General features: G+C 64.2%; 19 protein-coding genes. 11 read left to right on the forward strand and 8 right to left on the reverse strand.

The window, feature by feature from the left end:
• Window positions 1-17: 17 nt before the first annotated feature.
• The 3 genes from ACFOWB_RS21880 to ACFOWB_RS21890 are packed head-to-tail and all read right to left on the reverse strand — an operon-like array spanning window position 18 to window position 5,471.
• A complete protein-coding gene (locus ACFOWB_RS21880) occupies window positions 18-3,287 on the reverse strand; it encodes an error-prone DNA polymerase (protein ID WP_378149328.1) in 3,270 nt (1,089 codons plus the stop codon).
• Window positions 3,284-4,804, reverse strand: a complete 1,521-nt coding sequence (locus ACFOWB_RS21885) for a Y-family DNA polymerase (protein ID WP_261402164.1) — start codon at window positions 4,802-4,804, stop codon at window positions 3,284-3,286. The genes ACFOWB_RS21880 and ACFOWB_RS21885 overlap by 4 nt, the downstream gene beginning before the upstream one ends.
• Window positions 4,719-5,471, reverse strand: coding sequence for an ImuA family protein (locus ACFOWB_RS21890; protein ID WP_378149331.1), 753 nt, complete (start codon window positions 5,469-5,471; stop codon window positions 4,719-4,721). The genes ACFOWB_RS21885 and ACFOWB_RS21890 overlap by 86 nt, the downstream gene beginning before the upstream one ends.
• A gap of 74 nt (window positions 5,472-5,545) precedes the next feature.
• Here ACFOWB_RS21890 and ACFOWB_RS21895 point away from each other — a divergent pair, with 74 nt between their 5' ends.
• Together ACFOWB_RS21895 and ACFOWB_RS21900 are read left to right on the forward strand one after the other, a co-directional pair.
• Window positions 5,546-5,995: an HNH endonuclease gene (locus ACFOWB_RS21895; RefSeq protein ID WP_378149333.1), complete on the forward strand. Its 450-nt coding sequence runs from the start codon at window positions 5,546-5,548 to the stop codon at window positions 5,993-5,995.
• 172 nt (window positions 5,996-6,167) lie between these two features.
• On the forward strand, window positions 6,168-7,271 hold the full coding sequence (locus tag ACFOWB_RS21900) for an NADH:flavin oxidoreductase/NADH oxidase (protein ID WP_378149335.1): 1,104 nt from the start codon (window positions 6,168-6,170) through the stop codon (window positions 7,269-7,271).
• A gap of 186 nt (window positions 7,272-7,457) precedes the next feature.
• On the opposite strand, the gene ACFOWB_RS21905 is transcribed toward ACFOWB_RS21900, so the two are convergent.
• The 5 genes from ACFOWB_RS21905 to ACFOWB_RS21925 form a co-directional block, all read right to left on the reverse strand.
• A complete protein-coding gene (locus tag ACFOWB_RS21905) occupies window positions 7,458-7,565 on the reverse strand; it encodes a hypothetical protein (RefSeq protein WP_261402162.1) in 108 nt (35 codons plus the stop codon).
• Window positions 7,566-7,603: 38 nt separating this feature from the next.
• Window positions 7,604-8,512 (reverse strand): LysR family transcriptional regulator, encoded by a 909-nt coding sequence (locus ACFOWB_RS21910; RefSeq protein ID WP_261402161.1) that lies wholly within the window; start codon window positions 8,510-8,512, stop codon window positions 7,604-7,606.
• Window positions 8,513-8,587: 75 nt separating this feature from the next.
• Window positions 8,588-9,502 (reverse strand): bifunctional 5,10-methylenetetrahydrofolate dehydrogenase/5,10-methenyltetrahydrofolate cyclohydrolase, encoded by a 915-nt coding sequence (locus tag ACFOWB_RS21915; RefSeq protein ID WP_261402160.1) that lies wholly within the window; start codon window positions 9,500-9,502, stop codon window positions 8,588-8,590.
• Between the two features lie 7 nt (window positions 9,503-9,509).
• Window positions 9,510-10,358: a formyltetrahydrofolate deformylase gene (gene purU, locus ACFOWB_RS21920; protein WP_261405804.1), complete on the reverse strand. Its 849-nt coding sequence runs from the start codon at window positions 10,356-10,358 to the stop codon at window positions 9,510-9,512.
• 207 nt (window positions 10,359-10,565) lie between these two features.
• Window positions 10,566-11,525, reverse strand: a complete 960-nt coding sequence (locus tag ACFOWB_RS21925; RefSeq protein WP_261402159.1) for a LysR family transcriptional regulator — start codon at window positions 11,523-11,525, stop codon at window positions 10,566-10,568.
• Between the two features lie 211 nt (window positions 11,526-11,736).
• Between ACFOWB_RS21925 and ACFOWB_RS21930 the strand changes: the two genes are divergently transcribed.
• The 9 genes from ACFOWB_RS21930 to ACFOWB_RS21970 all read left to right on the forward strand — a co-directional run bounded on the left by ACFOWB_RS21930 (window position 11,737) and on the right by ACFOWB_RS21970 (window position 22,803).
• On the forward strand, window positions 11,737-12,630 hold the full coding sequence (locus tag ACFOWB_RS21930; protein ID WP_378149339.1) for a 3-methyl-2-oxobutanoate hydroxymethyltransferase: 894 nt from the start codon (window positions 11,737-11,739) through the stop codon (window positions 12,628-12,630).
• 42 nt (window positions 12,631-12,672) lie between these two features.
• A complete protein-coding gene (locus tag ACFOWB_RS21935; RefSeq protein ID WP_378149341.1) occupies window positions 12,673-13,857 on the forward strand; it encodes an ABC transporter substrate-binding protein in 1,185 nt (394 codons plus the stop codon).
• A 260-nt stretch (window positions 13,858-14,117) separates the two neighbouring features.
• On the forward strand, window positions 14,118-14,870 hold the full coding sequence (locus ACFOWB_RS21940) for an ABC transporter permease (protein ID WP_378149343.1): 753 nt from the start codon (window positions 14,118-14,120) through the stop codon (window positions 14,868-14,870).
• The gene (locus tag ACFOWB_RS21945; RefSeq protein WP_378149345.1) at window positions 14,867-15,685 is read left to right on the forward strand and encodes an ABC transporter permease; all 819 of its coding nucleotides are present in this window, start codon (window positions 14,867-14,869) and stop codon (window positions 15,683-15,685) included. Before ACFOWB_RS21940 ends, ACFOWB_RS21945 begins: the two co-directional genes overlap by 4 nt.
• 83 nt (window positions 15,686-15,768) lie before the next feature.
• Window positions 15,769-16,962, forward strand: a complete 1,194-nt coding sequence (locus ACFOWB_RS21950; protein WP_378149347.1) for an ATP-binding cassette domain-containing protein — start codon at window positions 15,769-15,771, stop codon at window positions 16,960-16,962.
• 11 nt (window positions 16,963-16,973) lie between these two features.
• Entirely contained in the window at window positions 16,974-17,816 is an 843-nt protein-coding gene (locus tag ACFOWB_RS21955; RefSeq protein WP_378149350.1) for an ABC transporter ATP-binding protein, read from the forward strand.
• A 2-nt stretch (window positions 17,817-17,818) separates the two neighbouring features.
• Entirely contained in the window at window positions 17,819-19,441 is a 1,623-nt protein-coding gene (locus tag ACFOWB_RS21960; protein ID WP_378149352.1) for a methylenetetrahydrofolate reductase C-terminal domain-containing protein, read from the forward strand.
• A 118-nt stretch (window positions 19,442-19,559) separates the two neighbouring features.
• Window positions 19,560-21,386 carry a SulP family inorganic anion transporter gene (locus ACFOWB_RS21965; protein ID WP_378149354.1) on the forward strand — a complete coding sequence of 609 codons (1,827 nt, stop codon included), beginning with the start codon at window positions 19,560-19,562 and terminating at the stop codon, window positions 21,384-21,386.
• A 64-nt stretch (window positions 21,387-21,450) separates the two neighbouring features.
• Complete coding sequence (locus ACFOWB_RS21970; protein ID WP_378149356.1) at window positions 21,451-22,803, forward strand: bifunctional folylpolyglutamate synthase/dihydrofolate synthase; 1,353 nt, start codon at window positions 21,451-21,453, stop codon at window positions 22,801-22,803.
• Window positions 22,804-22,957 lie beyond the last annotated feature (154 nt).

A 22,957-nucleotide genomic window follows, 5' to 3' on the forward strand; every position in this document is an offset into this window, starting at 1 on the left:
CGTCCTCTGAGGCGATCCTACCGGAAGTCCCGTGTCTTCACCTTGATCGTGTCGAGGTGGAGGTCTCGGACATAGATGTCCCGCGGCGTGAACCCTTGTGACCGCGATCCGCGCGGATCCGGCGTCGAGCCATGATGGACTTCATCGCCTCTGCCGTGCGGCAATGGAAACGCCCCGTCTCGTTCGCCGACGCTCGCAAGCTCCGCTGACAGGTTCGTCAAACGCTGGGCGACCAGATGGACGACCTCGCCCTCGCGCTGAACCCGGCCGTAAACCGCGATCATTCCGGCGCTCAGGATCGTGCGGCGGTTCTTCTCGAACACATTCGGCCAGACCACGAGATTGGCGACCCCGCTCTCGTCCTCGAGCGTGATGAACATCACGCCCTTGGCGCTGCCAGGCCGCTGGCGGACCAGCACGACGCCGGCGATCTCCAGCCAGCGCCGGTCGCGCGCCTCCATGGCTTCGAGACACGTCACCATCCGCCTCCGCGTCAGCTCCTGGCGCAGGAACGCCACGGGATGGGCGCGTAGCGACAGGCTGACATGGCGGTAGTCCTCAACGACCTCGCCGCCGGCCGTCATCGGCCGAAGGGCGACGGCCGGTTCCGCAACTTCCGGCACAAATTCATCTTCGCGCGCCGAAGCGGCGGCGAACAAAGGAAGCGGTTCGTCGCGCAGACCCCGGATCGCCCAAAGGGCTTCGCGGCGCGCAAGGCCGAAGGCCGGACGGAAGCCGTCGGCTTCGGCAATCTGAGTCAGCGCCATCACCGGCACGCCAGCGCGACGCCAGAGATCGTCCATCGACACTAACGGCCTGTCGCCGCGCGCGGCGACGATCGCGGCCGCATGGGCGTTCGACAATCCCTTGGTCATGCGTAAGCCGAGCCGAACCGCAAACCTGGTCTCGTCGTTCGTCGGCTCGAGCGTGCAGTCCCATCTCGAGGAGTTGGCGCAGACCGGCCGGATCTCGACGCCATGGTCGCGCGCGTCCCGGACGATCTGGGCGGGCGCATAGAACCCCATTGGCTGGCTGTTCAGCAGGGCGGCGCAGAACACGTCCGGGTGCCAGCATTTGAGCCACGCCGAGGCGTAGGCGATGAGCGCGAAGGACGCCGCGTGGCTCTCGGGAAAACCGTATGAGCCGAAGCCTTCGAGCTGCTTGAACGTCCGCTCGGCAAATTCGGCCTCGTAGCCGTTCGCCACCATGCCGTCGACGAGCTTCTGCCTGAACTTCGACACGCCGCCGGAAAATTTGAAGGTCGCCATCGATTTGCGAAGCAAATCGGCTTCCCCCGGCGTGAAGCCCGCGCACTCGATCGCGACCCGCATCGCCTGCTCCTGGAACAGCGGGACGCCGAGCGTTTTGCCCAAAACCTTCTCGAGCTCGGGCTTTGGGAAGTGGACCGGCTCGAGGCCCTCACGCCGCCTCAGGTATGGGTGGACCATGTCGCCCTGGATCGGCCCAGGGCGGACGATCGCGACCTGGACCACGAGGTCATAGTAGGTGCGCGGCTTGAGGCGCGGCAGCATCGACATTTGCGCGCGGCTCTCGATCTGAAAGGTACCGAGCGTGTCGGCCTTGCGGATCATCGCGTAGGTGCGCGGATCCTCCGCCGGAATGGTCGCGAGGTCGTAGGTCGCGCCCTTGTGCTGGCTGAGGAGATCCAGCCCCTTCTTCATGCAGGTCAGCATGCCGAGCGCGAGCACGTCGACCTTCATGAACTTCAGCGCGTCGATATCGTCCTTGTCCCACTCGATGACCTGCCGATCGGCCATGGCGGCCGGCTCGATCGGCACGAGGTCGTCGAGGCGGTCATGGGTCAGCACGAAGCCGCCCGGATGCTGGCTGAGGTGCCGCGGCGCGCCCATGAGCTGGCGTGCGAGGTCAAGCGTCAGACGCAGCCGGCGGTCCGCGAGGTTGAGGTTCAGCTCCTCGACATGGCGTTGCTCGACGCCCTGATCCGACCAGGACCAGAGCTGTCCCGACAACGTGCCGATCAGGTCCTCGGGCAGTCCGAGCGCCTTGCCGACATCGCGGAGCGCGCCCTTGGCGCGATAGCGGATGACCGTCGAGCACAGCGCCGCGTGGTCGCGGCCGTAGGTCTCGAACACCCACTGCATGACGATCTCGCGCCGTTCGTGCTCGAAGTCGACGTCAATGTCCGGCGGCTCGCGGCGCTCCTCCGAGACGAAGCGCTCAAAGAGGAGGTCATTTCGGCCCGGGTCGATCGAGGTGATCCCGAGCACGAAGCAGACCGCGGAGTTCGCCGCCGAGCCGCGGCCCTGGCAGAGGATGTCCCTCGACCGGGCGAAGCGGACGATCGAATTGACGGTCAAAAAATACGGCGCGTAGTTGAGCTTCTCGATCAGCGTAAGCTCGTGCTCAAGCGCTGCGCGGACGCTCTCCGGCAGGCCTTCGGGATAGCGCTCGGCCGCTCCCGCCCAAGTGAGCTCCGCCAGGGTCTCCTGCGGCGTCAGCGTCGGGTCGTCGCGTTCCTCGGGATACTGGTAAGCGAGCTCGTCCAGGCTGAAGCGGCAGCGGTCGACGATCTGCAGCGTGCGGGCGAGAGCCTCCGGATAGCGGCTGAACAGCCGGTGCATCTCTTCCGGAGGCTTCACGTAGCGATCGGCGTGACGCTCGCGCCGCTCACCGAGCGCGTCAATCGTCACGGTGTGCCGGATGCAGGTGACGACGTCCTGCAGCATGCGCCGCGACGGCTCGTGGAACAGGACGTCGTTGGTGACCACGGTCGCCACGCGCATCCGGGTCGCAAGGTTCGACAGCTCGTGCAGCCGAAGCTGGTCGTTCGGACGGCGGAGCAGGGTTAGCGCGAGATAGGAGCGGTCGCCGAAGGCGTCGCGCAGCCGGCGAAGGCGAAAGGCGCACTCCTCGTCTGCGAGGTCTGGAACAAGGACAGCGAGCAGCCCCTCGCTATAGGCGACGAGGTCCTGCCACTCGAGCCGGCACCTCGCCTTGCCGCCGCGTTTCTTACCCACGGACAGGAGCCTGCAGAGCCGGGAATAGGCCGCCCGGTCGGTCGGATAGACCAGCACCGACATGCCGTCGACGAGATCGAGCCGGCAACCGACGACGAGCCGCACGCCCGTGACCTTGGCCGCCTCATGGGCGCGGACGATCCCTGCGAGCGAGTTTCGGTCGACGACCGCGAGCTCTTCGATCCCGCAGACTGCGGCCTGAGCAAACAGCTCCTCGCAGGACGACGCCCCGCGAAGAAACGAGAAGTGCGAGGTGACCTGGAGCTCGGCATATCGCGGGCCGCTCATCCGAACACGCCGTGAAGAAACCAGCGGTGCGATCCGGTCGCCGCGTCCTCGCCATCGCCGGCCCGGTAGAGCCAGTAGCGCTCGCCAGCGTCGTCCTCGACCCGAAAATAATCCCGGACGGCGACGAGCTCGGCGTCGCGCTTCCACCACTCGCCGAAAACCCGTTCTGGTCCATCGGCGCGCCGCACACGCCGGCGCACGCCGCGCCAGGTGAAGGAGACCGGCGGATGATCAGGAAGCAGCGCGACGGTTTCCACGGGTTCGGGATGGGCGAGCAACCGGGATGGCCGCGGCCAGTGTCCGGGCCAATCTGCGCCGCTGTCCGCCGCCATGGCGGGCACCCGGCAGACCGATCGCTCGGGCACGTCACTGGCGACCGGAGCGAACCGGTAGATCGCGCGCTCGCCGACGCGGTTCATCAGCGTGTCGACAAGATCGGAAACGTCGGCGACCGTCTCCTCAATCAGTGAGCTCACCACCTGCTGGCGCTTAAGCGGCTCCGCCACGGTGGCGGCAAGCGTCATCAGCTCGATGCCAAAGCCCGGCGCGATGGTCTCGATCTTGTCGCAGAGCAGCCGCGTCAGCCGCTTTGCGTCGCATACAGGCATGGCCATTCCCACGCGCACAGCCTGGGCGTCGTTATCCACACGACGGCAGATGAGATCGAGGCGGCGGGCGCCGAGCCCGTGCTCCTCCAGTCGCTCGCAGAGCTCGTTCACGAGCTTGCCGACGTAGCGCGCGATGGTCTCTGCGGCGCCGATCGGTTCAGCGAAGGCGCGCCGGACCTCGATCAGGCCGCGCGGCCGGATCGGTTCGATCGGCTCGGCGGCGTCTCCGAGCGCCTGATCGATGCGGCGGCCAAGCTCCGGGCCGAAACGAAGCGCGAGCGGCGCGCGCGGTTGCGCGAGCAGATCGCCAATGCTCTGGAAGCCGAGCGTCCGCAGCGCGGTCGCAGTGGATGGCTGGATTCTCAGGGCTTCGAGCGGGAGTTCGGCGAATGCCGCGGAGCCATGCCGCGCGCGCGCGATCGCGATCGGCCGCTCGACATGGCGCGCGATCGCATGCGCGGCGCCCCATGTATCGGCGACGGCGGCGCGCGCGTGCGCGCCAGCGATCGCAAGGCGCCCGACCAGCGTCTCGAGCATCGCCGCCTCGCCGCCATGGAGGTGATCGGCGCCGGTCGTGTCGATCACAAGGCCGTTCGGCGGATCGGGCGCCACGATCGGCGCAAACCGCAGCGCCCAGATCGCGAGCCGCTCGAGCGCCTCGGCGTCCGCCGCAGGATCTGCGTCCTGAACGATCAGGTCCCGGACCAGCGCCTGCGCCTTGGTGGCGGCCATGCCGACGCGCAGGCCGGCGCCGTAAGCTGCGGCGTCGACAGCAGCGACTGCCCGCCTGCTCCCCTCGCGGCCGATAAGGACAAGCGGCGCCTCAGCTGACGGCGCCGCGGCGCTGGCCTTGCGCCGAACCCTGTCGGTGGACCAGCTCGGTAGGAAGAGCGAGACGACCCGTGCCATCGCACGCCTCCAGTTCGAAATCAGCGCTTTCGCCCGCCCGGGCCCGGATCAGTTCGACAAGCCAGCGATGGCGCCCAACGCCTGGGACCGGCAGCGGCGCCGAGGGCACGACCGAGATCCGCCACCTGGTGGTCGCCGCGGTCGGCTGCCCGAAATCCATCGCTTCCGCCTGCCGCCGCCAACGGCGCAGCGCGATGCCGATCGAGCCTGTGCCTTCGGCTGCAAGCTGCAATCGCCGCGACGCGGTCATGGCGAGCCGGGCGAGCTCCCCGATCACGGCTCCCAGGCCGCCATGGCGAAGCCCCTCCTCCATGCAGGCCAGAACAGTCTTGTCGTCGCCGGCCTCGACATAGATCACCCGGTCCGCGATGAGCCCCGCCTGCGCGATCGCCGGCGCGAACAGGTCTGGCCGCGTGACGCACCAGAGGACCTTGCCCCTCGTGCGAGCCGCGATTCCTGCGCTAAACAGCGCTGCCGCTGCGCCATCGATGGCGCCATTGCCGCCGCCGGCGACCTCATGGAGTGCACCAAACGCGAGGCCTCCTCCAGGAAGACGAGAATCGACCTCAGCGATCCCGAACGGGAGCGCCGATCTCGCGCGCTTCGAACGGCCTTCGATCCGTTCGATCTGCGCGCGGAGAGCGTCGATTGCAGGCTGCGGCTGCACGCGGTCGTTTTCCTCCGAAGTCGAGCGGCATCATTGTTCGCTCTTTGTTCTAATTCCGTTACGTTGGAGTCAAGATGCCGTGGACTGAAGAGCCCACCGCGGGCCTCAATCCGATGGCGGACGCGCTAGCTCGCTGGCTTCCGAAATCCAGGGACATTGAACGTCCGAAAGGATCCATGAGCCGCGCAAAACGCATTCAGGCGGAGCTCGAAAAAATTGAGACCGCTGCCGACGAGGCGCCGCGCTGCGCGCTCTGCCAGCGACTGGTCCCGCCGACAGCGCGACAGTCCGAGCACCACCTGGTCCCGAAATCGCGCGGCGGCACGTTTGGGCCGAAGGTCCTGCTCCACCAAATCTGCCACAACGTCATCCACGCGCTGTTTTCCGAGAAGGAGCTCGAGCGTCGGCTGTCGGATATCGAAGCGCTCCGGGCAGAGCCCGAGATCGCGGCGTTCATCGTCTGGGTGCGCACGAAGCCGGACGATTTTCATGCCCCCACACGACGGGCGAAGGCGCGCCGCTAGCTCGCACCTGCGGAACGGCATGGTCCAGCGGGCGATCCCGCATGCATATTTGCCAATCTCGGGCTCGCGCGCAGCGCCGCCGTCGACCATCTACATCGTTCAATTCAGGTCGCGCTCGAAGCGCTGCGATTTCGCGCGACCAGCACACCGACTTTCATTGGACGAGATCCGCATGACCGCACTGTTCACGCCGTTCGACCTGAAGAGCGTCACGCTCCGCAATCGCATCGCGGTGCCGCCGATGTGCCAGTACAGCGCCTTCGACGGTTTCGTCAGCGACTGGCATCTCGCCCATTACGCCGGCCTCGCGCGCGGCGGCGCCGGTCTCGTCATCGTCGAGGCGACGGCTGTCTCGCCGGAAGGCCGCATCACTCCGGGCTGCACCGGAATCTGGAGCGACGAGCACGCCGAAGGCCTCGCGCGCATCGCCGCCGCCATCCAGGCCGCCGGGGCAGTGCCCGGCATCCAAATCGCCCATGCGGGCCGCAAGGCCAGCGCGAACCGTCCTTGGGAAGGCGACGACCACATTCCGGACAGCGATCCTCGCGCATGGGAGACCATCGCCCCGTCGGCGGTCGCCTATGGCGCGAACTTGCCCAAGGTTCCGCGCGAGATGACGATCGAGGACATCGCCCGCGTCCGGGATGATTTCGCGAGGGCTGCGGCACGAGCCCGGGACGCAGGCTTTGAATGGCTCGAGCTTCACTTCGCCCATGGCTATCTCGCCCAAAGCTTCTTCTCGGTGCACTCGAACCATCGGACCGACAGCTATGGCGGGGACGCCCACGGCCGCGGACGCTTCCATCTGGAGACGCTCGCGGCGGTCCGCGCCGAGTGGCCGGAGCGCCTGCCGCTGACCGCCCGCTTCGGCGTGATCGAATACGACGGCCGCGATGAGGAAACCCTGACGGAGTCGATCGCGCTGACGAAGCGTATGCGCGACGGCGGCCTCGACATGTTGAGCGTCAGCATCGGGTTCTCGACGCCGGCCGCCTCGATCCCGTGGGGGCCGGCTTTCCTCGCCCCGGTCGCCGAGCGCGTTCGGCGCGAGGCCGGACTTCCGGTCTCGTCAGCATGGGGGTTCGACGATCCGCAAGTTGCAGATCGGATGTTGTCCGAGAGCAAGCTCGACCTGGTCATGATCGGCCGGGCGCATCTCGCCGACCCTCACTACCCGTACACGGCGGCGCAGAAGCTCGGAAAGGAGCGCCCGACTTGGGTGCTGCCCGCGCCTTACGCTCATTGGCTGGAGCGCTATCGGCCTTCGGCTGCGTGACATGACTCTGGCTGGCCCCGGCCGCTTCACCGGGACCAGTCCGCGCCGTACGCGTCGGTGACGATGCAGTCAGGCGTCGCTCGCTAGTCGGCGGTCCGCGCCATTCGCACTCGTAGTGAACGCAGCCGATTTGCGCCAATAACGGGCATCCGCCGACGTCTGCGAAGCGGACACTTAGGTGAGTGATCACAGCGCCTGCCGGAACGCCGACGGCGTGGCGCCAGTCGCCTTCTGGTAGCTGGACGCGAAGGCCGAAGGCGTGTGGCAGCCGACTGCAGGCGCGACGTGGCTCACGGGTAAATCGGGGCTGGAGAGCAGATCACGCGCGTGTATCAAAAAGTCAGATCTGCTATCTGATCTGTTGAAGAACTAGATTTCACCACAGATACTATTGCATTAATCAAGGGCGCGGGGTTGCTGATATTCAGCCATACCATGGCAAGTTCATGCGTCGCGGTTTCGGACGTTAAAACGATGGTGCGACTGGCCGTCGCAACACACGCATCCTCGATACAACTGAGCGGCAGGATGGTCGCCGTATCTCCAATTGCGACGCTCTGAAAAATTTCTGCAATCGTCTCCGATTGGATGACAGGTTCTGGATTAAATCCAGCTTCCTGAAATTGAGCGTCGATCGCCCGACGCTCGTAAGTCTGTCGCGAAAGTAGCGACAGAGGCAACTGAGCGACCTCCGACCACGTCGCGCAATCTCTCGTCGCCAGTTGAAAGTTGTTTGGAATCAGCGCCGCCATCTTCTGTCGACTTAGAACGTGATGGCCGAAACGTCTATTTTCTTCGTCAAGGAACGTGATTCCTGCGTCTAGTTGAAAGTCCTGAAGATCCGAAGGGAGACGTTCGTGGCGAACATGGATGACTTCGAACTGGACGGTCGGATGAATGACGCGAAAATTCTTGACGATCCTCGCGACGGTCGCCGCGGCGCTTGGCGCGACGCCGATGCGCAGCCGGCCCGACAGCCCGCTGCGCATTGTCGCCATCTCGTCGAGCATCGCCCGCTTGTCGGCGAGGATGCGCCGGCACCATTCCACAAGCCTTTCGCCCTCCGGCGTAAATCCGTCGAAGCGCTGGTGGCGCTGGACGATCGGCGTGCCGATCTCGGCTTCGAGCGTCTTCAGCGCGCTGGACAAGCCGGGCTGTGTGACGCCGCAAAGCGCCGCGGCCCGGCCGAAGTGCCGTTCCTGTGCAAGTGCGACCACATACTCCATGTGGCGGAGCAGCATTCGGCGTTTCCTCCACCGCGTTCAGTCGCGGCTTGTTTTCATCAGTTTCCCGCCGGCGCATCGGGAAGAAGCGTTCTAGACGAAGACGGTTTCTCCTTTCATCCTCGAGACGTCACCGGCGGCGCCCGCCGATGACAGGCCTTTTGCGCAGGCTACGGTATTCGACATCAAGGCGGCGACCGTCATGGGTCCAACGCCGCCGGGAACCGGCGTGATCGCTCCCGCGACGTGCAAAGCCGCCGCGAAATCGACATCGCCGACGATCCTGCCTGCGTCGCCAGACGCCATCCGGTTGATGCCGACGTCGATGACGATGGCGCCGGGCTTGATCCAGTCGCCCTTGATCAGGTGCGGATGTCCGACGGCCACCACCAGGATGTCGGCTTCGCGGCAGTGACCCGGGACGTCGCGCGACTCCTTGTGGGTCACGGTGACGGAACAGTCCTCGTTGAGGAAGACCTGCGCCGCGGGCCTGCCGACGATCCGGGAATGCCCGACCACGACCACGTCCAGCCCCGTCAGGTCGGATCGAACGGATTTGACGAGCCGAAGACATCCGAGCGGCGTGCAAGGGACGATCGTCGGCCTGCCGACCGCAAGCGAACCGGCGTTGGCGGGATGAAAGCCGTCGACATCCTTCTCCCGGATGATGCGGCTCAGCACGCAGTCGGTCGATATGTGCGGAGGCAGCGGAAGCTGGACGAGGATGCCGTGAACAGCCGGATCTTCGTTCAGGGCGTCGATGATCTCCATAAGTTCGGCCTGCGTGGTTGAAGCCGACAGCGCATGCTTCACCGACCGGATCCCGACCGCCGCGGCCAGTTGGGTCTTGCTGCGGACGTAGATCTCGCTTGCGGGATCATCGCCGACAAGGACTACCGCAAGGCAGGGTGTGACGGCGGTCTGCCGCTTCAGTTCCGCAACGCCGAACCCGACTTCGGCGAGCAGTTTGTCGGCTTCCACGCGGCCGTCGATGATCTGGGCTGTCATCGCGGCGTCAGTCCGGAAACACCACGGTCCGGGGACCGTTGATCATCACGCGGTCGTCGATGTGATAGCGAACGGCCCGGGCGAGCACCCGGCGCTCGATATCGCGACCCTTGCGGACCAGCGCATCGGGAGTGTCGCCGTGAGAGACGCGTTCGACGTCCTGCTCGATGATCGGCCCCTCGTCGAGTTCGCCCGTGACGTAATGGGCGGTCGCGCCGATGAGCTTCACGCCGCGGGCATGCGCCTGATGATACGGCCTTGCGCCCTTGAAGCCCGGCAGGAACGAATGGTGGATGTTTATGCAGCGGCCCGCGAGCCGTTCTGTGGCTTCGTCTGACAGCACCTGCATGTAGCGCGCGAGAACAATCAAGTCCGCCTCGGTTTCATCGATGACCTCGAACAGGCGCTTCTCCTGCTCCTTCTTCGTGTCCTTGGTGATCGGGAGGTAGTGGAACGGCGCGCCGTCGAAATCGAGACGGGCAAAGGTTTCCCGCGGATAGTTCGCGACGACGCCTGCGATCTGCATATTCATTTCGCCGACATACTGGCGGTAGAGCAGGTCGGCGAGGCAGTGATCGAAGCGGGACACCAGGACAAGGACGCGCTGCGGCCGCTTGTCGAACCGCAGGGAGCTCGTCATCTGGAAGTGCTTTTCCGTGGCGCCGAGCCGGGCCTCGAGATCTGCCCGGGCGCCCGAGCCGTCGAAGGCCACGCGCATGAAGAACTGGCCGGTCTCGTGATCGTCGTATTGCGCGGCCTCCCGGATGTTAAAGCCCGCTTCAAACAGCATATTGCTGACGGTGGCGACGATCCCGCGCCTGTTCGGGCAGGCAAGCTTCAAGACATTCGGCGCCATTTCTCCGTAGCTGAGATCGGAGAGGTGGATATTTTCGGCTGCGCTGGCGGTCACGTCTTGAGAATGGATAGCCGTTGCAGAGCTGTTCGGCGCATCGTTGAGCATGTAAATCCCCAAATGACTTTCGATAACTGCAGCCTAGGCTCCGATCGATTGCGTGCGGAAGCCGTCTGGCGCGCATCGGGGTAGACCGCAGGCGCATGCCCCTCACACGGCGGTCTCCCGCAGCGGCTGGAAGTCATCGCGTGCTTCCGACATGAGAAACTTAGTCAGCGCCTCGATCCGGCGGGACTTTCGAACCTCCTCTGGGTAGACGAGGAAGGCCTCGACGACGGGCTTGCGCGTGTCCTCTAGGACTTCGACCAGATCGAGAAGATCCTCCTGGAGGTAAGCGGGCAGCAGGCCCAGCCCCAGGCCGCCCTTCACCGCCCTGAGGATCGCGTACACGCTGCTCGCCCGCATCACGGCGGGCCTCGGCTGGTCGGCCGGAATGCCGACCTTCACCAGCCAGTCCAGATCGTGGACGTGAGCCGGCAGGTAGTCGCCATAGGCGATCAGGTCGTGCTCATCGAGATCGGCGACCGTTTGGGGGACGCCCTTTCTCGCGACGTATTCGCGCGACGCGTAGACCCGAAAAGGCAGAGCCATGAGGTGTCGCTGGATGAGGTTCGGCTGCGTCTGATTGAAGAAGCGGATGGCGATGTCCGCCTGACGCGTCGACAGATCGAGCTCGATATTGTCCGACAGCAGGAGCGTCGGGCTGATGTCCGGAAATTCTCGGCGGAACTTCGCCATCTTTGACGTCAACCAGGACGACCCGAAAACCACCGCTGTCGCGATCCGCAAGGGCCCGCAGGCCGCGCCGCGAAAATCGTCGATGCGCGCAAGCCCCATGGCGAGGCGCTCGAACATCGACGTGACGGTGGCGTGAAAGATCTCGCCGACTTCGGTGAGCGCCAGACCCTGCGCGCCGCGGTGAAACAGCGAGATCTTCAGCGAAGCTTCGAGACCCGCGATCTGCCGGCTCACCGCTGATTGGCTGAGGCCCAGTAGCGTTCCGGCCCGCGTGAAGCTGCCGGCTTCGACGGCGACCCGGAAAACCCGCAGCCGGTTCCAATCAAACTCGCCGAAATCGGCGAGAAGAGCATACCTGGCAGAGTAGTTCATTTCGGCCCCTCCCGGGTATGCCTATGAAATCGCCACAAGATTTTTCACTGATAACTGCGAATTATGATCCGATTAGTTACAGTAATAACATGTGTATTATCCCGTCACGCTTGCTGTTATTAATTTCATCCGTCTAATGTCAGTCCTGCACCAAAAATGTCAAGCACTACGATAATGATGAAGGTGCTGATTTTACATAGGGAGTTCTGATATGGATCCTGTGAAGCGCAAGAAAGTTACGATCAAATCGGTTCACGACAAGAAGAAGGCCGGTCAAAAGATCACGTCGATTGGCGTATACGATGCGCCTATGGCTGCGATCGCCGATCGCGTCGGGTTCGATTTTCTGGTGGTCGGAAATGCCGGACCGATGGCGCTGCTCGGCCATCCCGATCCGACGACGGTGAAGTTCGAGGAGCAGCTCGCGCTGACGCGTGCGGTCAGCCGCGTGACCAAGTACGGCTTCGTCGTCGGCCATATGCCCTACATGAGCTATCACGCGTCCAAAGAGCAGGCGATCGCCAGCGCGACCCGGCTCGTCGCGGAAGGCGGCGCCGATTGCGTCAAGTGCGAAGGCAATCGCTACACGGCCGAGTACATCGCCGAGATCGTTCGCGCCGGCATCCCGGTCATGGGTCACATCGGCATGCAGGCGTCCCGCCGCACCGAGCAGAGCGGCTTCGGCGTAAAGGGCCGCACGGCCGATGACGCGATGAAGATCATCGACGATGCTCGCGCGTTCATCGACGCCGGCGTCTTCGCATTCATCGTCGAGCAGGTGCCGACCGATGTCGCCGCCTATCTGTCGCAGACGTTCGAGGCCCCAATGATCACGCTGGGCGGCGGCACGGTGAACGACGGCGTCTATCACATCAGCGGCGACCTGGTCGGGTACAGCGCGTTCCCGATCCCGAAGAACCGCGGCGCGTTCGCCGACGTCCGTCCGATCATCGAAACCGCGCTCACCGAATATCGCGACGCGGTCGTGGCGGGCTCTTATCCGCTCGAGGAGAACACATTCCGCATGACGCCCGAAGAGAACGAGAAGTTTCTCAAGCGCGCCGGAACAAACAATGGAGGCTTCGCCAGCCAGGCTGCCGAATAAGAAGCTCCAAGAACTCGAGAAAATAAAAAACGAGGAAACGCAATGGCGATGAAGCTCAACAGAAAACTGTGGGCGGTCACCGTCGTGGGGGCGCTCATCGGCGCCGACCCGGCCACGGCCACCGAATACAATACGTCATCGTATGACGCAGTCGCCCAGCAGGCGAAGCGCGCATCCGGCGACCCGGTCTCCATCAGCACCAACCTGTTTGTAGGCTGGACCGGCGCCTGGGACACGATCCTGATGAAGCAACTGAACCTCTGGCAGAAATGGCTGCCGGAGGGGAGCAAGGTGGAGTGGAAGCGCAATCTGCAGGGGCCGCCGGTCATCACCGACCTGCTCGCCAACAAGCAGCAGATCGGCTACCTCGGCGACAATCCTGCGGTGCTCTCGACGACCAAATCCGCCATCGCGCCGGTCTACCTGGTCGGCATGAATGCGGTGTCGCCAAGCCGGATGTGCGGAGTGCTCCTAGTCCGCAAGGGCGCGCCTCATTTCGCCACGACCGACGAGGCCGTCAAATGGCTCGACGGTAAGACGGTCGGGGTTCCGAAAGGAAGCTGCGCCGACCGTCTGGCCCAGGGCGTGACGAAGAAGGCGGGCGTCAAGCCCGTCTGGCAGCAGATGCAGGCCGAAGTGATCGTCACCAGCCTGCAGGCCGGCCGCATCGACGCGGCGGCCGTCTACGAACCGCACGCGACCAAGGCCGTGTTCGACGGCTACGCCGACTTCGCGGCCTCCTCGGCGGATCTCGGCGAGAGCGACGCCAACGCCATCCTGATGCGCGGCGACTTCATCGACAAGAACCGGGCCGTCGCGGTCGCCTGGCTCAAGGCGAACATCGAGGCCCTCTATTATCTCCGCGACAAGCCGAAGGAGGCCATCGAAGCCCTCAAGGCCGAGCTGCCGGACTACACGCGTGAAGAGCTGTGGCACTCGATCTACGGCAATCCGCCGGAGAAGTTGAAGCCGGCCCCGGTGGCGTTCAAGGCGATGATGACGGTCACCTCGCAGGAGAGGGAGCTGGTCGGCCGCATTTATGAGTTCCTGAAAAGCCTGAAGGTCGTCCAGGCGCCCTCGCTCTCCGACAACGCCATCAGGACGGACCTCGTCGAGCAAGCGTTCAAGGAGCTCAATCTCGATCCGACGAAAGGGCTGTTTGAACTCACCGCCAAGGCGGCGGAAGACTGTCCCTACAAGGGCGACCAACTCGTGTCGGGCGGCTGACTGGCAGCGCCGACGATCGGCCCCGGGCGTCACAGACATGACGTCCGGGCCATCCCGCCAGCACACGAGAGAGACACGTCATGGCAACAACTCAGATTGCGGCGCACCGAACGCATGATGCGACGGTCGCGCCGGGCTTGGACGACTACGACGCGCGCTTGAGGCGATCGGCCGATTGGCCCATCGCACGCGGCGCCCCGCTGCTCCGACTGCGCCGCGCGGCGGTCAGCAAGCCGGTTCGCAGGACCGTCGTCGGGTTCGTGGTCTTCTTCGTCCTCTGGTATCTCGCGACCGCAGTATTTCAGCTGCCGCGGTTCAACTTCATCCCCAATCCTCTCTATCTCTTCGAGCAGTGGACCAGCCGTGAGCCGCAATACGGCATTTCGCTGTTCACCCCGGACTACTATGAGCACATCGTTACCAGCGTCCTGCGGGTCTACGTCGCTTTCTTTCTGTCGATCGCGCTCGGCGCGCCGCTCGGCATCCTGATCGGATGGAGCAAGCTCGGCCGGAACCTGTTGTTTCCGCTCGTTGAGCTCCTACGGCCCATCCCCCCTCTGGCGTGGGTTCCCATCGCGGTCCTGATCTTCGCAGGCACAGAGACGCCCGTCATCTTCGTGACGATGCTCGCAAGCTTCTTTGCGACCGTCCTGAATACATACCTTGGCGTGCGCTCGATCGACGAAAATTACTTCCGCGCAGCTAGTTGCCTCGGCTACTCCAAGCGCGCGGTTCTGTTCAGGGTCGTCGTGCCGGGCGCGCTGCCGTTCATCTTCACCGGCATGCAGATCGCCATGGGCGTCGCCTGGTTTTCGCTTGTTGGCGGCGAACTCATCGCTGGACGCGCCGGCCTCGGCTACATGATCTTCGACGGCTACACCCAGGTGGCCATTCCCAACATCTTCATTGGCATGATCACGCTCGGCGTCCTCGGCTGGCTGTCGAGCGCGATGATCCGGGCCGTCGGCCAGTTCCTTATGCGCTGGCAGCAGAAATCCAGAGGTGAGGCATGAGCGCTCAAGCCGACTCCGCCGCCATCACGCCCGCGCCGCAGGCCGTCCGCCACAAGGCAAAGAGCATGTCCATCAACTCCACGCTTCTCCAGCAAGCCGTCGGGATTCTGCTCTTCTTCGCCGTCTGGCAGATGGTGCGGACGCTTGGATATCTTGTCCTGCTTCCGAGCCCGGCAGAGGTCGCCGTCGCCATTCCCTCGTTCATCCAGCAGGAAGGCTACTGGATGAGCTGGGTGAGCAGCGCGCGCCGCGTGTTCCTCGGCTTCGGGATCGCCGCCGCTCTCGCCGTGCCGCTCGGAATCTGGATGGGCACATCCACGCGCGCCCGACAGTCGGTGTTCCCCATCCTCGAAATCGTCCGGCCGATCCCGCCGGTCGCCTGGCTGCCGCTGGCGATTCTTTTCTGGCCGTCGTCCGAGATGACGATGGTCTATCTGACCTTCATCGGTGCCTTCTTTCCGATCTTCATCAACGTCCTCGCGGGCATCGACAATGTCGACATTCGCTACATCCAAGCGGCGCGATCGCTCGGCGCCTCGCGCGGCGCCATGTTCTGGAAGATCCTCGTGCCGGCCACCCTGCCGTCGCTGTTCACGGGACTGACAATCGCAATCGCGATCACCTGGGAAGTCGTCATCGCAGCGGAGATGGCTTCCGGGAGCGACGGCCTCGGCTATCTGACCTGGAACTCGTACATGAGCCAGTCGATGGTCGGCATCATCATCGGGATGATCAGCATCGGCGTCGCAGGCCTGCTGTCGAGCGTGGCGATGAACCTGATCGGGCGCACCGCAGCGCCTTGGACCCGGCGTTGAGGGGGAGCGCACCGATGACCACTCGTGAAAACCGACTCAGCGTTCTCCGGCTCAACTCTTTCATGAGCCAGGCGCCCCGACCCATGCTCGACGAGATCTCGTTCTACGCTCGCGAGGAGACCTTCGCCGCCCACGATTTCATTTTCGCCAAGGGCGACCAGGCGGCGGATTTCTACATCCTGATCGACGGGCGTGTCGGCCATCCGGAAGTCCGGCTCAACGATCATAACCTGTCCATCACGCAAGAGACCGCGACGCCCGGACAGCTGTTCGGTTACGCCGCGGCCGTCCAGGGCGCGGCCCGCGTGATCTCCGCGCGTTGCGAGACCGAAACCAAGGTCCTCGCCATCGATGGCGGCCGCTTCCAGGAGAGCTGCCGACGGAACGGAGCGTCGGGCGAGGCGCTGATCCGCGAGCTCGCCAGGATCTATGCGAGCTACGAGTTCAGGACCACAGGGCAGTCGGGCTGGATCTCGATCCGCAACGCCTCGAAGGTCTATTCTCCGGGCCCGAACGCAGTCGTCGCTCTGGACAACTGCTCGATCGAAATCCGCCCCGGCGAGTTCTGCGCCATCGTGGGTCCGTCCGGCTGCGGAAAGTCGACCCTCCTCAACGCGATCGCCGGCTTCGACGAACTTTCCGACGGCGTCGTCTATCTCGACGGCGAATGGATCAACCGACCGGGATCGGCTCCCAAGCCCGGACCGGACCGCATCGTGGTCTTCCAGAACGGAGCGCTGTTTCCGTGGGCCACGATCCGGGAGAATCTCATCCGGGGGCCGCTGCTGCGCGGCCAGGAAAACGAGGCGAGCGTCACGAAGCGCGCCGAAGCTCTGCTCGCCCGCGTCGGCCTGTCGGACGTAATGGATCTTTATCCCGGGATGATCTCTTCGGGCATGTGCCGGCGAGTGGAGATTATCCGCGCGATCCTCAACAATCCGAGGGTCATCCTGCTCGACGAACCGTTCCGCGGTCTCGACGCGCTGGCCAAGACCGTCACGCAGAACGCTCTTCTCGAGCTCTACGACATGTCGAAGAAGACCGTGCTCTTCATCACCCACGATCTCGAGGAGGCGATCTATCTCGCCGACCGCGTTCTGGTGATGTCCTCCCGTCCTGGGCGGATCAAGCAGACCATTTTCGTCGACCTTCCTCGCCCGCGCGACATCAAGATGCTCGGCACCCCCGAGTTCCTGCGCCGGAAGGAAGAGGCGATCGAGGCCGTGCACGAGGAGGCCGTCAAAGCCTTCACGGCCGGCGAACGTGAATTCGCGTGAGGGAGGCGACAGTGGCTCGAAGCGGAACGTCAATCAGCGCCGAACTCGACGGCGTCGGCAAGGTCTACTCCCGCGCCGGCGAGGCCGAGGTGGTGCTGCGCGACTGCTCCTTCACGTTGGAGCCCAACAAGCTGACCGTCCTGATCGGACCGTCGGGTGCCGGAAAGAGCACCATCGTCAAAATGCTCGCCGGACATGAGAAGCCGAGTCTCGGGTCCGTGAAGGTCAATGGAGCGGAGGTTCGCGGGCCCGGTCCTGACCGCATGCTCGTGTTCCAGGAGACTGCGCTTTTTCCCTGGATGTCTCTGACAGAGAACGTCGCGTTCGGGCCCCTGCAGGCCGGACAACCGGCGAACGAGGCGCGGAGCGAGGCGAACGCGCTGCTGAAGAAGGTCGGACTGGGTGGCTTCGAGGATCGATATCCGAACCAGCTCTCGGGCGGCATGCAGAGGCGCGCCGAGGTCGCGCGCTCCCTCATCAACAAGCCCGACCTGCTGCTTCTGGACGAACCTTTCCGCGGCCTGGACCACATGTCTCGTGGACTGATGCAGGAATACTTCGGTCAACTGTTCGAAGAGCATCGCACCACGACACTGTTCGTCACCTCCGAAGTCGACGAGGCGATCTTCCTCGCCGACCAGATCATCGTGCTCAGCTACAAGCCGACCTGCGTGAAGGAGATCATCGACGTGCCGATCGCGCGTCCGCGTGACGTGCATCTCTTCACATCGGCCGAATACGGCGTGCTGAAGGAGCGCGTTCTCGATTTGCTCTACGAGGAGGCCGTGAAGGGCTTCGCCGTGGGAGCGATCGGGGCCAAGGACATGGAACGCGCCGGGGCTGTCGGAGTCTAGTTATGGATGACAAAGTCATCACGGCGGGTGGTCCTTCCGCACCCCAGCTGGGTGCGGGTGGATCGTCGAACGCACTGCGAAGCGCGCTGAGGGACCGTCGGTTTTTCTGGTCGCTTGAGTATATCCCCTCGAGCCAGAAAGTCCTGAGGGACGATTTCACCAAGCTCGACGAATTGGCCTCTGCGGTCAGCCTTATGCCAACCCTGACCGGCTTTTCAGTCACCGACCGGGTGATTTCCGATCACGACCCGGATCCGCTTGCGGCCGCGGGCCACCTTCTGGCGAAGACCGGCAAGCAGCCGCTTGTGCATTTTTCCGGCAAGGGCCGAGAGACGCATCATCTCGACGACACGCTGCGCCGGATGCAGGGGAACGGCCTTGAGAACATCCTGATGCTGACAGGCGACCGTCTGCATGAGGAGCCTGTGGGCTCTCGCCCCCGTTATCTCGAGTCCGTTCCCGGCATTGCGATGGCGAAAGCCTTCAACCCCAACATCTTCGTCGCGGGGGCGCTCAACCCGTTCAAATACCGCGAAGAAGACGGGATGGCTCAGTACCTAAAGCTGGGCAAGAAAATCAACGCCGGATGCGATATGATCATTACCCAGGTCGGGTATGATATCATCAAGCATGAAGAGGCGATGTACTGGATCGAGGGAAGAAAATACAACACGCCGATCGTCGCCAATCTAATGCCAATGACGGCGGCGAGAGCTCGATATATTCGCGCCAATCAGCTTGCCGGCGTGACCGTCACGGATTCATTCCTGGCGTTGCTGGAGGCCGACGAAGCCCTGACCTCAGACAGGGGCGTGGCGAGATCGATGAGGCGTCTTGCGCTCCAGATCCTGGGCGTGCGCTACCTCGGCTATGCAGGGGTCCAGCTTACCGGGATCCATTCGCTCGCCAAGGTCAAGGAGCTTCAGGCAATCGTCCGCGAATGCGCCGAGATTTGCCCAGACCGGATCACCTGGCGACGAGCCTGGGAGGAGGCGTGCACGCTTCCTAGCAGCGACCGCGCGTCTCTCGCCCCTCGGGACACCCCTTGGTATCTGCTTAAAGGTACGACCCAGTTCGCGTCCGGGAAGGCGCGAGCGAAGTACCACGTGATGAAGTTCGTCCACGACTGGGCGTTCGAGCGAGGACCCGTGTCACGACTGTTCGGGACCGCGGTCCGCGCGATCGGTCGGCGGACGCCTGTAGGCAAGTTCACAGAGCGCGTCGAGCGCGCGATTAAGAACCCGATTTTCGGCTGTGAAACCTGCGGCATGTGTCGGCTTGCCGCCACTCAGTATGTGTGCCCTGAGACATGCCCGAAGGGCCTGGCGAACGGTCCGTGCGGAGGCACTGCGAAGAACCTCTGTGAATTCCGCGATCGCGAATGCATTCACAGCGCGAAGTACCGCATCGCGAAGTCCGCGGGGCGTCTCGACGAACTCGAACGCCTGATCATCCCCGCCGTGCCTGCCGAGTTGCGCCACACCTCGTCCTGGCCGCCGCATTTCAGGGGTCAGGGCCCGGCCATCAAGGTCGCCCGGGACGGAAGGCTGTTCCCGCTTAACGCCCGAAGCGCCGTCGACGACGGCGATCAATCGACTGGTTCAAACCCGGCGCTCACATCCTAGCGCCTCAACGCATCTGATCGACGATGTCTGGCACTGACATGCACCCTGCCGCTCCATGCGCTGGAGCGGCGACGACCCGTTGCGCCCGAACGCCTGCCCATACGCTGGGGAGGTCGGCATGACGATCACGTCCGGATGGTGGCGTCGGGTAACGCTACGCACAATGCAGGCGGATCTCGTCGCCGGGCTGCTGGGCGCGCTGCTCGTGCTGCCACAGGGCATCGCGTTCGCGACGCTTGCTGGCCTGCCCCCCCAGTACGGGCTTTACAGCGCGATCGTGCCGACGATCGTCGCCGCCGTGTTCGGGTCGAGCTCTCATGTCGTGTCCGGCCCGACCAACGCGAATTCCCTCGCGATGTTCGCCGCCGTCAGCCCGCTCGCCATGGCCGGCAGCCCGGACTACATCGCGCTCGCCCTTGCGGTGACGATCATGGTCGGGATCATCCAGTTCGCCGTGGGCGCCCTTAAGCTCGGCAGCCTGACAGATTTCCTTTCGCCGGCCGTTCTGCTCGGCTTCACGAGCGGAGCGGCGGCGTTGATCGCGTGTTACGCGCTGCCCGATATGCTCGGCCTGCCGTCGGCCAGCGGTCACGGGCCAGGAGCTGCGCTTGTCGGCGTCGTAGAGAACTGGCGCTCGATCAACTGGTCGGCGACGAGCGTAGGCTTGGCCACCCTTGTCGTCGCTGTCGGACTGCGCGCGATCTCACGGAAAATCCCCTTCATGCTGATCGGGCTGCTCGTGGGCTGGGCATTGTCGGAGGCGCTGAACCTCCGCATCGGCGGAGAAGCGGTTTCGGTGATCGGCGCCATACCGACGGCGATCCCGTCCTTCGCCATCCCCGAGCCGCCCTTCCAGGACTTGACCCGCCTTGCATCAGTCGCCGCGGCGCTTGCGGTCATCGCGCTCGGGCAGTCGGTGTCGATCGCAAAGGCGGTCGCTGCGCGTTCCGGAGAACGCATAGACGTCAATCGCGAGTTCGTTGGCCAAGGCCTATCGAACATGTTCGGAGGCCTGTCTTCCTCTTACCTGTCTTGCGGTTCGCTCAACCGCTCCCTTCCTAACTTCGAGGCAGGCGCTCAGACGCCGGCCGCCGCGATCTTCGCAGCGGCCGCGCTGATGGGCCTTGTCGCAGTCGCCGCCCCCCTCTTGCGGCAACTTCCGACAGCCGCCATCGCCGGACTCCTGATCTACACGGCGTGGAGCCTCCTCGACTTTTCTCGCTTCGTCGAACTCGCCCGTCTCAACCGGGTCGACTTCGCGATCGCCGCGACGACATTCTGCGCCATGGCGGTTCTGCCGTTCCACATCGCCATCATGCTCGGCGCAGGCATGTCTCTCGCGGCTTATTTGCAGCGAACCTCACGGCCCCACTTCCGAATCCTGACGCCGGACCCATCAGACGCCTCGCGGCGCTTTACGCCGCTCGATGAATTCGAACAGGCGCCCGCCGAATGTCCGCAGCTCAAGATGTTGAGGATCGAGGGCGCCACCTATTACGGCGCGACACAATTCGTCGGCGACAAGTTACACCAACTTAGGCTGCGGTCGCCCGATCAGAAGCATCTACTGGTGATGGCGAGAAGCATGAACTTCGTCGACCTGGCGGGCGCAGAACTGTGGAGGCAGGAAGCCGCCCGCCGGCGCGCCATCGGGGGCGATATCTACTTTCACCGTCCGAGAGCGCCAGTGCTCGAGCTTTGGACCAGGACCGGCTTTCTAAAGTGGATGGGCGCCGACCACATCTTTTACTCGAAGACACAGGCCATCTCCAAAATCTACCAGCGCCTCGACCCGAAGATCTGCGAGACCTGCAAGATCCGCGCGTTCATGGAATGCGGCTCGGCGCATTTGTCCCAAGAGGTGGCGGCGAACGCTGGGCTCGTGAAACGCGTGTCAGGGTCGACGCCCGAGCAACGGCGAGAGGCTAACATCCATGATCGCTAGAGTTTCCTCCAGCGCCTCGACAGGGACCGCCAGAACCGGCCGACGCACCGCCAGCCCGCGCAGTGTGTCCGTGATCTTCGGAGAAGAAGCCGCGAAACCGTCTTGCCGCAGCGACGCGTTCCTCACGCGCTTCCTGAGCATGCACCCTAGGGAGATCGAGCTCTCTCTGGGGAGGATGCAGCGCTTGCTCGCCGATCTTGGTCATCCCGAAAGGCGCCTCCCCCCCACCGTGCAGGTGGCCGGGACCAACGGAAAGGGTTCGACGACAGCGTTTCTGAGAGCGATCCTGGAAGCCCGAGGATTGGCCGTTCACGCCTACACCTCTCCCCATCTGCTTCGGTTTCACGAGCGCATCCGGCTTGGAGGCAAAGGCGGCGGCGAGTTCGTCAGCGAGCGCCAGCTCGCGAAAACCTTTGAAGAAGTCGAGCGCATCAATGACGGGCGACCGATAACCTTTTTCGAGATCACGACCGCGGCCGCTCTACTCCTCTTTTCGAGGTTTCCCGCCGACGTGCTCCTGCTTGAGGTCGGACTTGGCGGGCGATGCGACGCGACGAACGTCATTCCGTCCGCGAAGGCGAGCGTCATCACCTCGGTCAGCCTCGATCATCGGGAGTTTCTCGGGAACGATGTCGGCTCGATCGCAAGCGAGAAGGCCGGCATTCTGAAAGCCGGAACGCCCGCTTTCATCGCCCATCAGCAACCGGACGCGCTAACCACGATCGAACGGGCGGCCGCCCAGGTCGGCACCAGGCTTCACGTCGCTGGTCGGGACTGGCTCGCCTACGAGGCGCGCGACGCGTTCATATTTGAAGACAGGACAGGACGGCTAACCTTGCCGCTTCCCAGCCTGATCGGCGCGCATCAGATCGAAAACGCCGGCTGCGCCATAGCGGTCGCCAGGGCATGCGCGGACTGGGCTCTTGAGGTTCGGCACATAGAAGCCGGACTGCTGCGCGCGAAATGGCCGGCGCGGATGCAATCGCTTCAGAACGGACGAATCGCAGAGATCGCTCCGATGGACGCCGAAATCTGGCTCGATGGCGGACACAACCCCGACGGAGGCCGAGCGATCGCATTGACGCTCGACCAACTCCAGCAAGCCTCCCGCCGTCCGCTCGTACTCATCTCTGGCATGATGCGGACCAAAGACTCCGACGGATTTCTCGAAGCGTTCGCCCGCCATGCACCCGCGGTTATCGCCGTTCCAGTGAGGGCGGTCGCCAGCCAGCGCGCAAGTGAAGTCGTGCTTTCCGCTCGCAGGGCAGGCTACGTCGCTGAAGCGACGGGATCGATCGCGGACGCACTGCATTTGATTGCAAAACGTAGTTGGCTGGACCGGCCAAGAATTCTAATCACCGGGTCGCTTCACCTTGCTGGCGAGGCGTTGGCGCTCGATGGAAGCGACGTTTCTTAATTGGTCGCCGCCTCATCGCGCTGATGCGCTCTGGAATAATGGCCGAAGCTTCGTTTTCGTGTCTCCGGGGCTGCCGACAGCGGACTTCCTGAACGTCGGCTAATGGGATGGACCGGCTGCTTCCCTCGGCGGGTTAGCCTTCAAGGCTGTTGCC

This window comes from Chenggangzhangella methanolivorans, assembly GCF_042648545.1.
GTDB lineage: Bacteria > Pseudomonadota > Alphaproteobacteria > Rhizobiales > Methylopilaceae > Methylopila > Methylopila methanolivorans.